At 35.5% G+C, this 13,449-nt stretch carries 9 protein-coding genes, 1 tRNA gene and 5 pseudogenes; 4 read left to right on the top strand and 11 right to left on the bottom strand.

Annotated elements, in window-relative coordinates:
* Nucleotides 1-119 precede the first annotated feature (119 nt).
* The 3 genes and pseudogenes from PR683_RS17875 to PR683_RS17885 all read right to left on the bottom strand — a co-directional run.
* Nucleotides 120-296 (bottom strand): hypothetical protein, encoded by a 177-nt coding sequence (locus tag PR683_RS17875; protein WP_272526671.1) that lies wholly within the window; start codon nucleotides 294-296, stop codon nucleotides 120-122.
* A 289-nt stretch (nucleotides 297-585) separates the two neighbouring features.
* Nucleotides 586-859: pseudogene (locus tag PR683_RS17880) on the bottom strand (arylsulfatase regulator).
* A pseudogene (locus PR683_RS17885) lies at nucleotides 856-1,140 on the bottom strand (helix-turn-helix domain-containing protein); the annotation flags it as partial. The pseudogenes PR683_RS17885 and PR683_RS17880, both read right to left, overlap by 4 nt.
* A 611-nt stretch (nucleotides 1,141-1,751) precedes the next feature.
* Between PR683_RS17885 and cspE the strand changes: the two are divergent.
* The 3 genes from cspE to PR683_RS17900 all read left to right on the top strand — a co-directional run bounded on the left by cspE (nucleotide 1,752) and on the right by PR683_RS17900 (nucleotide 2,483).
* The gene (cspE, locus tag PR683_RS17890; protein ID WP_110592971.1) at nucleotides 1,752-1,964 is read left to right on the top strand and encodes a transcription antiterminator/RNA stability regulator CspE; all 213 of its coding nucleotides are present in this window, start codon (nucleotides 1,752-1,754) and stop codon (nucleotides 1,962-1,964) included.
* A 12-nt stretch (nucleotides 1,965-1,976) separates the two neighbouring features.
* A complete protein-coding gene (gene ymcF, locus PR683_RS17895; RefSeq protein ID WP_232799088.1) occupies nucleotides 1,977-2,093 on the top strand; it encodes a cold shock small protein YmcF in 117 nt (38 codons plus the stop codon).
* A gap of 312 nt (nucleotides 2,094-2,405) precedes the next feature.
* Nucleotides 2,406-2,483, top strand: a tRNA-OTHER gene (locus tag PR683_RS17900).
* A 349-nt stretch (nucleotides 2,484-2,832) separates the two neighbouring features.
* Here the strand turns inward: PR683_RS17900 and PR683_RS17905 are convergent.
* Nucleotides 2,833-3,012: a hypothetical protein gene (locus PR683_RS17905; protein WP_228367785.1), complete on the bottom strand. Its 180-nt coding sequence runs from the start codon at nucleotides 3,010-3,012 to the stop codon at nucleotides 2,833-2,835.
* A 519-nt stretch (nucleotides 3,013-3,531) separates the two neighbouring features.
* Nucleotides 3,532-4,458: an LpxL/LpxP family Kdo(2)-lipid IV(A) lauroyl/palmitoleoyl acyltransferase gene (gene lpxL / locus PR683_RS17910; protein ID WP_228367786.1), complete on the bottom strand. Its 927-nt coding sequence runs from the start codon at nucleotides 4,456-4,458 to the stop codon at nucleotides 3,532-3,534.
* Nucleotides 4,459-4,652: 194 nt separating this feature from the next.
* Between lpxL and PR683_RS17915 the strand changes: the two are divergent.
* A pseudogene (locus PR683_RS17915) lies at nucleotides 4,653-5,228 on the top strand (IS6 family transposase); the annotation flags it as partial.
* On the opposite strand, the pseudogene PR683_RS17920 reads toward PR683_RS17915, so the two are convergent.
* From PR683_RS17920 to PR683_RS17945, 6 genes and pseudogenes are all read right to left on the bottom strand, one after another.
* Nucleotides 5,224-5,342 (bottom strand): annotated as a pseudogene (locus PR683_RS17920) (IS6 family transposase); the annotation flags it as partial. The pseudogenes PR683_RS17915 and PR683_RS17920 overlap by 5 nt on opposite strands.
* A 122-nt stretch (nucleotides 5,343-5,464) precedes the next feature.
* On the bottom strand, nucleotides 5,465-5,776 hold the full coding sequence (locus PR683_RS17925; protein ID WP_228367787.1) for a hypothetical protein: 312 nt from the start codon (nucleotides 5,774-5,776) through the stop codon (nucleotides 5,465-5,467).
* Between the two features lie 522 nt (nucleotides 5,777-6,298).
* Nucleotides 6,299-7,624 (bottom strand): exo-beta-N-acetylmuramidase NamZ family protein, encoded by a 1,326-nt coding sequence (locus tag PR683_RS17930; RefSeq protein ID WP_419181788.1) that lies wholly within the window; start codon nucleotides 7,622-7,624, stop codon nucleotides 6,299-6,301.
* Nucleotides 7,625-7,675: 51 nt separating this feature from the next.
* A complete protein-coding gene (locus PR683_RS17935; protein WP_228367789.1) occupies nucleotides 7,676-8,764 on the bottom strand; it encodes a hypothetical protein in 1,089 nt (362 codons plus the stop codon).
* Between the two features lie 31 nt (nucleotides 8,765-8,795).
* Complete coding sequence (locus PR683_RS17940; protein ID WP_228367790.1) at nucleotides 8,796-10,664, bottom strand: glycoside hydrolase family 3 protein; 1,869 nt, start codon at nucleotides 10,662-10,664, stop codon at nucleotides 8,796-8,798.
* A gap of 457 nt (nucleotides 10,665-11,121) precedes the next feature.
* Nucleotides 11,122-12,283 (bottom strand): annotated as a pseudogene (locus tag PR683_RS17945) (DDE-type integrase/transposase/recombinase).
* Nucleotides 12,284-13,449: the final 1,166 nt, after the last annotated feature.

Here is a 13,449-nt window from a genome sequence, read left to right on the forward strand (position 1 = left end):
TCATCAGCGTCAACTGGATATGGCGCGTAACTTGCTTAAAAATGGGGTTAGCCTTGACCTAATTGTTGAAAGTACCGGTTTAAGCCGTGAAGAACTCATCTCCCTACAGTAGTCTAGCCCTATTTCGTTTTCATTTTTGTGCTTAACGCAAACGTCGCTAGCTCAATGAGTTTAGCGATGTTTTGCACTTTTTCATAACGTTTATAGCTTCGCACGCTTACCCCCAGTTCCTCAGCCGCGCGTTCCTGACCACAATTCATTCCTCGTCGCCATAGTTTCAATTCAAACCCAGTCATGAGTATTATTTTTCATGTTAAAAGTGTCATTATGTCACTTTTAACTGGTTTATATTGAGTTGTAAAGTGAGGGGTTTAGATCGCCATTTCGACCTTATTCATTTAGGGAAGATGGCATATAATCATCCAAATAATCATTTTATGGCGGTGTAAGGAAACTCAAATGAAAGACATTAACTTAATCTCACTCACGCAAGCAGCAAATACATTAAGTGAAGCCTATTTTACGCGTTATTATAAATATTAGGGGTTCTACGCCGGAACCGCCGAAATTTCCGAAATCTGTTTTTCAATGATCTTTAGGGACTTCAATAACACCATCAGCAAATCCTCTGTGCGAGTCGCTCCATCCATTTTGCAAAGCGATAATATCCTGGATATTGTTGGCATAGGTAATCCATCTGGACTTTTGATGTGCTATCCATTACCTGTTTAAATGCTTCCATATAGTTATAACATCCCTGTAAGAGTTCAGCATCTGCGCTTTCTGTTAGCGGAAATTGGCAGGTATAATCATGAACTATCTTAGCTAGCTGTCGTTGCTTTATGGTCAAGTCGATCATTTTTTTCCTCGTGAAAGAGTACGGTAAACTGTTGGTCGAGAGACCGAAAATAACTCAGCCAAATCACTAATCGAATATTGCCCAGTTTCATGTATCCGAAACAGCTCTTTTTGTTGTTTATCAGACAACTTCGGTTATTTCCCTCTAAGTTTTCATTTTGCTTGGGTAATCGCCATCCCTTCTCGGGTTCGTAGACGTATTAAATCACCTTCAAATTCGGCAAAGGTCGCTAGCACATTGAAGAACATTTTTCCCATCGGGTCTGCTGGATCGTAAATGCTATTAGGGGGCACGCCCATTTCATCGAAAAGTCCAATGTTTGCTCGTAACCCTGTAATACCAAGGTGTTAAGAGGATAATTGTTTTATAGATAAGTCATTTATTTCGCTGATTTCATCTATTTTGATATCTTTGAAATCGTATGTTTTGAGCAACCTATCAGGTTTTCTATCTGGCTATAACTTTTTCTCTCCCTCAGCAGGCCTTTAATTTTTTGGTGTAATATTTTGTTGATCGGACGACCTTTATATTTTCCTACTTGTTTGGCTTTTTGCGCCCCCTTGCACTTGACGACGACGTCTATCTACATAATCCTTCCTAGCGACAGGTGCCAGCATGTCTAACATAAACATAAGACTTACTGTTACGTTTAAGAGCCCGATTTTAAATAAAACGGGAATAAGGTTTGCTATCCTATAAATTGTGTGGCTTAATGAACCTATTGGTTTGGAAGTACAGGCCTATTTATGTTAGTCAGTTTAAAGTTGTTCTCCATTTAGCGTTATCTAAGATACCTCTTCATTGCGAATTCCTTCTAATTAATTCCCATAAGTAAAAATAAAAATCAAACCTCATCTATGCCTTATGGCAATCAAAAATTAAAGGAAATTCTATGTCTAATACAATGACTGGTTTAGTAAAATGGTTTAACGAATCGAAAGGTTTTGGTTTCATTTCCCCACAAGATGGAAGCAAAGATGTATTTGTTCACTTCTCTGCAATCCAAAGTGATGATTTCAAAACATTATATGATGGGCAAAAAGTTAGCTTCTCATTAGAGAATGGCGCAAAAGGTCCAGCAGCAGCCAATGTGGTGGCGCTTTAAGGCAATATTAATATGAGATGTCCTTGTTGTAAGGGATCTCAGTATAGACGCTATCACTTTGATGTCTCAAAAAGTAATCCATATGGCGCTAAATGTATTTTCTGTAAATCTAATATGACGTCAGCTTAAATAACATATAGCTCATGAAACCTCGTAAATACGGGTTTTTTTATTTTATATATCATTATAATCCGCTTGTGAGTGAGTTATGTGTTATAATAGGTGAGTCATCATACCTCATTGCTATAAAAAGCAAATCTTGCCGTTGCGAGTTTTTATTTTAAAAATAGATGTGGTATCCAAAGGATTTATTTCCTAAGGGATTACCTATGAACTTACCTACCTTTTATCAACGAATCTTATCACTTACGCAAAATGCATTAACTATTTTAGGGTTGCTTTTAGCGACACTCGCATTGGTCTACTGGATGTAAATGTATTCCGGCATTAACTCAATTGGAAGAGTATTTAGTCTTAGCAAAACTAAGAGTCGAGGTTCGATGCCTCGATGGCGGTCCATAAGTTATAAATCTTTTGTGAAATGTCAATGTGGAGATGTATGAACTATTATATTCAGACGACGATGGAACCCGAAGGTAATTACAAAATACACAAAATTGGGTGCAAACAAATGCCGATAACTTCAAATCGTTTCTGTCTAGGTAACCTACTTAATGCTATACGGGCAATAGAAGTCGCTAAAGCTTCAGGGTATAGCCTCATTAAGGTATGCTCATGTTGCATCAGTGGAAGTGCAAAGTAATAAGTTGAAAATAAAAATATACTGCCTAGTACAGCTAGTTTTTTGTTTTCTATAACGACAAGATATAATTCACTTTGAGAGAGAAAGCTCAACTGCATTTATTTATTAGCAACAGTGCCCTTTGAGGGTATCTGGAGGAATTCTTTTTTCACGATATTTTTCGGCGATTTTTCTGAGTCCGTCATAAGTCCCAACTATTCCCTCGCAAATAATAAGTTGTTGCGCTTTTATCGCCTCATCTGAAGTAACCCCTAAATTATCGAGAGCGTGATTGAGCGACTGCATAAGAAAATCACCTGTTAATTTTATATTTTCCATACGATTAATTGAAATCAGATATTCTTATATAAAGTAAAAGCCCTAACATTAAATAAAAACTGTCAGGGCTTTTACGGTACTGCATATTTTACATTTAACATTAATGACTACTAACGTAATATTACTTTGATACTGCATTAAAAACGTACTTGCTTGTTACAATATGGTTTTTCTGAGTGACTTATTTCCTACAAACTTCGTTAAAATTAAATTTCTCTATAAAAACTAAACAGGTACATTTCTCCCTACGCGATATAGACTCTTGTTCCGTAGCTTTACTTCAGTTACTAACCATTGCAGTTGTAACCCACTAGAAAATCGTAGCCTGACATCATCGCGTTAATTAGCTATTCCGTAATTATTGTACTAACAGCTTACATTTTGCTGTTGCGATAAATTTATCAAAAAAAATTTGAAGTCAATACTGTTTTTGCTTACATATCTGACAAAATAAACAGCATTAACAATATATCATCCACTTTAATATTAACCGAGATATAAGGACCTTTCTTCTGCAGGTCTAGTTTTAAATCGTCGGTGTGCCCATAGGTACTGTTCTGGTGCTCTCATTATTTCTTTTTCTAGCACATGATTAATTGTCGTTGCATCTTGCTGTGCATCACCTGTAGGATAATTTTCTATTATTTTCCCCAGTACCAAATCATAGAGAATGCCATGACTATTGCGAATTAATGTGGCTGTAAGCGTTGGAGAATGAGATAACTGGGCTAATGTTGAGGGTCCTTTAGATGTTGACGTATTTTTAACAGAAAAAAATGGGGCAAAAACGGTACCTTTTCGACCAAAATCTTGATCTGGAGCAAACCAGATAGCTTGTCCTTTTTTTAATTCTTGTACCATAAATCTTAAATTTTTACGGTTAATCATTCCTTTCCCTGATCTACAACGTCCTTTTGTTTGAATGTATTCCATAGCCTTATTATTATGTGGCCTATACATCGCATTAACTGGAGAGCAAAGCCCCATTACCCTCCCTCCTAATTCTAATGACATAAAGTGAACGCCGATGATAATGACCCCTTTATTTTTGGCATAGGCTTCTTGATAGTTAGATATCCCTTTGACTTGAAAAAGTTTTTTGATTTTTTTATCACTCCAAAACCACGCTATTCCTGTTTCAAATAATGCGACACCAAGCGCTCTTAAGTTTTGTATAACTAGAGCGTCAATTTCTTTGGCATTTTTATTTGGAAAACATAATTCTAAGTTTCTCTTTATTATTGAAACTCTTCTTTTAATAAAATACTTGGAATTTTCACCCAGAAATCCACCAAGTTTAATTTGCCATTTGTAAGGAAGTTGAACCAATAAATATAAAGTTATAATCCCTAGCCATGTAGTGGCATATTTGGGATGGAGTAACTTTAAAGAAAAAGGGTTTTTAGCATACATCAGATTTCTCAACATACAGTGATAATAATATAAGTTCTGACGATAGATAATACTGATATTGTCGGCAGATATCACGGGGCTTATTGCAAAAATTACCTAAGTGAGAAACACTCACGGCGATTGCTCATCGCCTTAGGATAAACTTATGCCAGCAAATGAGTTATTTTGCTTACACGATTATCCTTTGATGCTGACGTAGGTACGGTTCCACACCGTTAAGCTATACGAACGTCGGTGATATCCTAGTTGAAAGTGGGATTTCGGTTCACCGTTTAACGATTTATCGTTGGTTTATTGAATATGCCCCCATTCTCCGTCAAAAACTCAAAAAAATATTAATTCATTCGGGCTATTTTCTCTTGGCTGCTCGATGAAACCTACGCCAAAGTGAACGGAAAATGATTTTACCTTTACCGTGTGATAGATAAATACGGAGATACACTGGGTGTTTACTTTTTACTCAAACGTAACCGTTATGCTGCCTATGAATTTCTAAAACGCGTATTAAAACCTTATTGCTCCGAGCAGCAACCAAAAGCCTTAAACACCGATAAGCATAGTGCTTATGGTCACTCCATAACTCGTTGAATCAAAGAAGGGAAACTTCTGGCTGACGTGCAACAACGGCAAATCAAAACCCTTAACAATCGGACTGAATCCAACCACACGCCAATAGAAAAACTCATTTTTGCTACGGCGGTTTTAAATCAGCTAAACGTGCTTGGCGTAAAATTCAAGGGTTTGATACTTTGCGTAAACTGAATAAAGGTCCGTCGGGTTACACCAATACCACGTAATCGCTTTTCTATTTCTGGCGTATAACGTTGAACCCAGCGATAGATTGTCGTGTGATTAACTCCACGCTCAGCTAGCATTTTCGATAGCGGATATTGCGGATCAAAGCAAGAGGTTATCGAAATCAAAAACGATTCAAAACAGCGGTAATGTTTTACTATGGTAATTTAGATATGGAGTTTTAAGCAGCCGTAAGACGACTGCTTTTATATCAAAGAGGGCATATAACTTGAACTTCATGCTGGAAAACGTATGGATCAGATAATAAACAGAATTTATCATCTTCAAGGTACGTCACTGCAATATGATAATCATCACCAGCAAAAGCTTTAATTGATTCAATGTCAGCCCAATAAGTTGCTAAGAAGAAATGCTCCCAGTTTCCTTGACGTTCCCGTTTTACAAACGCCCCAAGATTTCCTTTAATACTTTGAGAATGTTTAACGCCGGTTATCTGGAGGTGATCAGCAAAACCATCTGCATACTCTGAAGGTACGCAACCATGCCATGTCCTTACAATCATTTTTAGTCGCCCCTAATAAGTTGGATACTCACAATAACATAATGGATTAATTAGAGAAAGGTAGGGAGTTGAAGCCCTCCATAATAAGGGCAGAGCCTTATGCATACAGTATTGGGTGTAGGTACTAGAAGTTCAAAATAATTTCTTTGTGCACGAAAATGTTCGGTTTTGTGCTGATGTAATAAGTGATGTACGAAACCAAGCTTAATTAAATTCGTATATACGTTATTATTCGATATCTATTTCGGATGGATAATGTGGTTATGTCACCAGTTTTTGCTTATTGCTGAGTTTTGACTCTGGAACAAAACACAGCAAACCAAAGAAGATAAATCGAAGTGGCCGGTTTTAAAGTTGGGCTCTATCGAATTATTGAAGAGCATATTTGAGGAGCGGTTGCAGCAAGTGATCGACCGGTTTTTCACGTCAACTGGATAAAGCCATAATATACATTGCGGTCTAATTTACTATTTTCAGCAAGCCTATTCAAAACCGCCTACCCAAATTCCTAATCATCGACTATTAATATAGTTTGTATTTATCACGTAATTTTAAATAAGCTTGATTTTCTTCACACCAGCTCTGTTCAATCCATATAATAGTCTGCTCCTGAGTAAGCTTTTTTTCGATTGCTTCATTCAGCATTGTTAAAAGCTTTTGGTTACCAACTAATTTAGCTAACCAGAGAGGGCGAATAACAAAATACTCATCCTGATGGGTTAAGTACTGAGCTTCTTTGTCAGCGTCAATGGCAAGAGGATAACCTTTTTCTTTAAATTTAAACCACCATTTAACAAAATAACTGACAGTAGGTTTAATATTCTCCTTATCGAGATGAACCAATGACTCTCCATAAACCTGTTTACCAGCTTGTGGCCATCCATACTGTTTTTGGTTTATATCAACAGTATATCGTGCAGTTTCGTAAAATTTTTCTGATGAAAAGCCCAATAGTTCAAATGGATGATCAGAGCCACGTCCCATATTAACACTCGTAGCTTCAAATAATGCTAATGAAGGATAGAGCTTTATCGATAAATCTGTTCTCAAATTTGGAGATGGAATCCTAGGTAGATGATATGGCATATCGTGACGATAATTATCCATCGGGATCACATGAAGTTTATCCGCAGGAAATTGATATTGGGCTTGGCCATGGGCTTTCCAATTAGTATCTTCACCACCCGTTAACCACCCCTCATTCACTATCATTAATGCAAACTCACCCGAGGTTAAGCCATGAACCATAGGAATGGGATGCATACCAATACCTGAAATGAATTGTTCTTCAAGTAGGGGGCCATAAACGATATCTCCCAGTGGGTTTGGTCTATCAAACACCATAAATTCTTTATGATGTTTTTGGAGGCTTTCGAGTAGATGATGCATAGAAATCGTATAGGTGAAAAAACGAACACCCACATCCTGTAGATCATAAACAACTATATCAACATCTTGTAACTGTTCTTCTGTTGGGTGTGCTCGTGAACGCCCCTTATCATCTCGCCCATACAGGGAAACGATAGGTAACCCACTTTGGCTATCAATATGGTCACTATCACCAAAACCAGCATCTTCGTTTCCTCGAATGCCGTGTTCAACAGAAAATAATTTAGTTACTTTAAAAGTGTATTTTTCTTGTTCCGATAACAACTTATCTATGGTATGCCTTTCATCTTTGTTAACAGAACTCTGATTGACCATTAAAGCGACTTTTTTACCTTTCAGGAGTGGGCCATAAATGGCCTCTCTATCTACTCCAAGTACAATATCTTTACTTAGCTCATTATTTGCTAACGCAAATACACTATATGCACTTGTCAGGAAAAAAGTTAAAAAATAAAAAATTTTTTTCATAATAAAACTCGCTATATCCAATAATCAACGGTTCGTGACATACTAAAAAGTATGGCGTAATTCGATTGCCCAGAACCAAAAATTATTATTTTCTTTAGTTCCTTTTGTCCATGTAACCTCGGGGCGATAGTACGTATCCCAGAATATGGATGTTCCATTTGTGATAGGATAGAGCAATTGAAAGCCATAGCGGCTTCTGTCTTTTTCTTTAAAAAGAAATTCCTGATTATTAGAATCACGGAAACTTTGTTTTCCTTTTGTTAGTGCATAACGAGTATAAGGCATAATCATGAGTCCATTATCAAATCGATAACGATATACTGCCCATAGAAAATGCTCATTATTATGTAATGTATTAATTAGATTTTCATCAATATAGAGGTAATTCACCCACAAAGAATTTTTCTTATTAAAGGTATACGTACCGCCAATAAAATGCTCATCAATTGAGCTCCAATTGCGCTTATAAACACCGTATTCACCTTTTGCACGTGCATAGTCGAGTTTTCGGTCAATAAAGCGAAATGATAAGCTTCCATTAAAACTAATATTATCTGAATATTTGTAATTGAATTGAGGCCTCACCCATATTTCATGGCGTTCTTCACCTTTTCGAATATCCCCTTTATATTGAGGCGCGGCTAATGCTGGATTACTGATGGATGCGTAATGCCAATTATCATTACGATAACCAAGACGTAATTTAAAGTTTCCAGGCTTATCATGAAACGTAAATGGAAAAGTTCGAGTAGCACCAACTTGCCAGCGAGTCCTATCATACTCAGAATTATTATCTAAATACGTTTTTAAAACCTGAATATCATACATCCAAAGTGAGTTATTTTGATAAATAAAAGCGCCAAAATAAGGAGATGTCGCTACACTCCCTTTAAGAAACTTCCAATTATCATCACTATCAATTTCTTGCTCAGTGCCAAGGTAAGATTCTACGTTCCATATTTTCTCTTTATTTTTTTTCTCTAAATCACTTTTCTTTTTTTCTAATTCATTAATTCTTTGGTTCAATTTTATAATTTGTTGGTCATAATCTATTTCAAACTCATCGGCTATTGACTGTGAGGAAGTAAAGATCATCATTAGTCCAATATATAAATAGCTTTTTTTAAACATAACGCATCTCCATTCAAATTAAGGACTAATCTTAATAAGATAAACCATGGCCATAAGGGTAAAGAATATCAGTGTCCTCAGGTGATTTTATATTGACAGGTAACTTACCTTTTGGAGTATTGATAACACCTTGCGTTGGTGTTGAAAGTAAGGAATTTAAACCACCACGAATATTAGTCTCTAAACTATTTCTCACATTATTTGTGACATCGAAGCCAGTGATACCATAAATGGCAATATTTGCATTTACGTTTTCTAGATACGCAATATCATAAGGATTTCGCGTTGAAATAACGACAAGTGGAACATTATTTTTATTAGCAATATTAATTATTTTTTGTGCATTTTTAGGTTGTAATGCAAGGTTATACGTCGCTAGGAGAACGAAATCCTGCCCCTTAATTATCTTTTCTATTTCATTTTCACTAAGGTCATCCGCCATCATTTTCACGACATGATCTTGGGTGGTAATTTTGATATCAGACTGGTTAGCAATATTCGCAAGATGTTTTTTAATTAATTCATTTCTTGGTTTTTCATCTGAAAAAATAATGAGGTTGTTATCACCCTTAAGTGAGTACGGTAAAACCCCTTCGTTCTTAATTAAAGTAATCGCATTTTCAGTCACCATATCTTCAATATTTTTATTGAAAGGCGAGGCTACTATTTTTTTAGCCTGCGCTATATCTTTCTCATCTGCACTAATTTTATTTTTTAATTTCGTCAAAACGACACGTTTTGCTGATTCATTAATACGCTTTTCCAGCTCTTTATTTGTTTGTGCTTCTTTCTTTAAATAGTCATAAAGTCCATCAAGTTTTGTTATATGTTCAGGGTTAGAAAGCTCTAATGGCATTAAGATAATATCATTACCCGCTAAGATGGCTTGTTTGACAGCCCAATTGCCATCAAAATTTTTAGAAATTGCCCCCATATCCATGGCATCCGTCATAATTAGCCCATTAAAGCTCAATTCATCACGTAAAATATCCGTTAAGATCGCTTTAGATAAAGTGGCTGGAGTTCCAATTTCCTCTCCATTCAATGCCGTTATTGTATTATTGTCTAAGGAAGGAACAATAATATGCGCGGTCATTACTGCATCACTGTGGTTGATTGTATTTTTAAATGGGACTAACTCAACACTTCGCCAAGTTGCTGCATCAATAGGAATGATAGGGAGTGAAAAATGGGTATCTGATGAGACATTACCATGACCTGGAAAGTGTTTTATCGCCGTAAGAACAGGATATTTGTGTATCCCCATTATATAACTATTAGCGAGTTCAGTTACCAATTGAGGGTTGTCTGAATATGAGCGCACGCCAATTACAGGATTATTTTGATTATTATTAACATCAACAACAGGACCAAAATTAAAATTAAAACCTAAATGAGATAATTCATATCCGTGGATCATCCCTGTTAGTTCAGCTAAGCCTTGAGAACGCGTCGCCCCTAATGCCATATTTCCCGGCATCTCTGTACCTTCGCGCAAACGAGTAACATATCCACCTTCTTGGTCAGTACTAATAAATAGTGGAAGATTACTTCTGGATTTTTGTAGCGCATTAATCAAATTAACTGTTTGAGGCGTATCAATTAAATTTTCTCTAAATAGGATGATTGAGCCTAAATGATATCTCTTAATGATATTTTCAATTTGTTCATTTGATTGAATAAATGGTTTTTTATTTCCCTTATTATCAACGCCCCAATATCGAAAATCTGGCATCAATAGCTGTCCAATTTGTTCTTCTAGGGTCATTGAATCCACAATAGTATTTGTGGAAACCTCAGGGTCACTCCAATATGTCTTTAATTTTTCATCAGAAATAATTTCAGCATAGGATAGGGATGTAGAAATTACCAACGATAACGAAACCAATACTTTTTTCATTTAATGTACCTATTTATTATTTATTTTTACTTATAAAATAAGTTTTTTGATTAATATATCTGTGACATCACTCTCAATTAGAACTATTCCACTTTGCAATAAGAAGGGAATAATTAAATCAAAAAATAATATTTCACAATGAGATAACTTACAAATAGATGAGCTCACTCAGGAATATAAAAAAACAGAAAGGAATAAATCAATTGTAAGTATATGTTACAAGATAATATAAAATATAATTCTCTAACCAGATCCATCGGGGGATTCGAACAAAAAAGTACGGTTCTACTTTTGGTGATTTATTTAAATCATAAATTTTTTCATGTCTGTGCAATCTAAGAATACTTTAATACCTGTAGCCAACGATATAATGTTGGTATTTTAGCGACATATGGAATATCTTATTTCTGAGTTGGTAGATAGCTATTAAAAAGGGCTGTAAACGGTTTATTTGACCCTATATTTCCAGAAACTTTTTATCACTTATTTCATTATGAATTCGACACTGCATGTACTTTAGCTGAGAACGATGACTCAGAGAACTGTGAGAATACCATTCATTCTAATGCTTGAAGGCTGCTGTAAGATTCTTTACTGTAGTTAATCTATTAGGCTTTGGCATTAAACTTATGTAATCTCTCTTCATGATTTTTATAAAGCTTTCTGTAATACCGTTACTTTGGAGACTATCTACCGCTGTATGCCTAGCGGATAAACCAACTCGTTTAGGGAACCACCGCGCTTCATGGGCTCGATATGTTGAAATATTATCTACAACCACTCTACTGGCTTTGTCGGTAACCCGTTACCGAAGCGATGCTCCACTGCGCCTATCATGATATCTTACAAGGTTTCACTGTCAAAGCCTCTCGTACTAGCTGCCCAATGCACTGTTTTTCGAACACAACAGTCTAAAGCGAACGTGACGCACTGTTTTATACCATTATCACATTGGAATTCAAAATTATCTGAACACCAACGTTGGTTGCTTTCATTCACCGCCACTTTTGTTGTATGAACTTGTTTCTAGACAGAGATTGCGGGTTTACGTTCCAACAATAATGCTGACTACTTCATGATACTGTAAACATGTTTGTCATTAATTAGAGCGATATTTTCATTCTCACATCGCCGACGTCACATCGGTCTGACCCGGCGATAGCCATACGTAAGCAGCTTACCAATAACATTATGTATACGAGCAAGCGCATCGCTACCATCTTGAGGTCGTGTCTTTCCAATCACTTTTTCGTTTTACTAAAACGTATAACTGCACTCGTGACACACATAAGGTTCGGTCACTAGGCTTCTTTTCCATCCTCGATTAATAAGGGGACGGGCACTATCAAATTTTTTTCTCGGCCATACCTGGTTGCTTCTTTAAGAAGTTAATTCTCCATTGTTTTTTTGCTGAGCAACTGTTGTAGTTCTTTAATTTGCTTTATAGCTGAGTCTAGCTAAGAGGCACTAACAGCCTGCTCACTTGCTGTCACCGCGGTCAGACTTCGTTCTTGATACTGTTTATGTCAAAGGAAAAGCTGACTTGCCATCACACCATGTTGTCGATCAACCATGGAAACACTCATACCTGACTTAAAACTTTGCTGAGTAATGGCCATTTTTTCTTGTGGGGAACGTCATTTTCTGCATTTAGGACCTAATATCTCGAATATGTTATCTTCAAGAACTAGTCTAAAAGCTAGTATTAAGATTATCACTAATTTAAGTGATACGAACTCCCTGGAGACCTAAGGGATCAGTCAAACGTATTTATTTTAAGATCAATAATTTTCTCCCATTAACTAGTGTGTATGTAGAACACTTGTTGCCAATCAAGTTATGAGATAGAGCTTTTTTACTCAAAACTGGCTACACAACATAAATATGCTATTTATTAGGCGTTCTTTATCTAGCGATTGAACATAGTAAAAATACTTAATTTGATGATAAATTTCGACTTTATCCGTATTAATGACTCAAGTAATTTGCCGTTCTTAGCTATGATCTAGTGTATTTGAAATATAAAAATCCCAATTTGATTTCTCAGTATTGGTTTCGATATGACTTTCTTTAAAGTGCATTTAATTCAGAATGTTACCGACTAATTATGAATAATACAGCCTAGCAAACATCGATGGTTATAACTAATTAATATTAGTGTATGAAAAATAGAGTCTATATGGGGTATTTTTTTCTCTCATATTAATGTGCCAGCTTTAACTCACTAAAAGGGAGCTATCGTTAGTTAAAGAGACATGAGTTAGCTAAGTATCAAATGAGATAAATGGCTGAATTAATACAGTTACAATTTACTCTATGTGTGAGTATTTGTGGCGCTTTATAGAACAATACAATTTTTAGTTATCGAATGTAACATATTATCTAAATAGAATTGGATAATAAAAAAGGTGATAGAACAAGTAAAGAGAAAACACATAAACTAAAATATGAGTTCATATGTATCCAGTATGAAGTATTTTATTGATTTTAATTAATTATTTTATGTCATTCTTCGATATTTTTATGTGTAATCTTTAGGTGTAACGATAAAACGTCCATTAAATGGCATATCAAGTTTTATGATTATTTAGCCTCTAAATATACGGGAAGTATAGCGGGTTATTTTTTTAATGATATTACATTTTCTGAATGTGAATATTTATTATATATAGCTGGTTATAAATAGTACTAAAAATCTTGACTCAATAGAAGCTTTGTTAATTTTCTTTAGTTAAAATCCAGTAAAATCAATATGTAATGATTTATTCTATGCTTTGCTTGAAAT

It is taken from the genome of Providencia sp. PROV269 (assembly GCF_028477785.1).
GTDB classification, from domain to species: Bacteria; Pseudomonadota; Gammaproteobacteria; order Enterobacterales; family Enterobacteriaceae; genus Providencia; species Providencia rettgeri.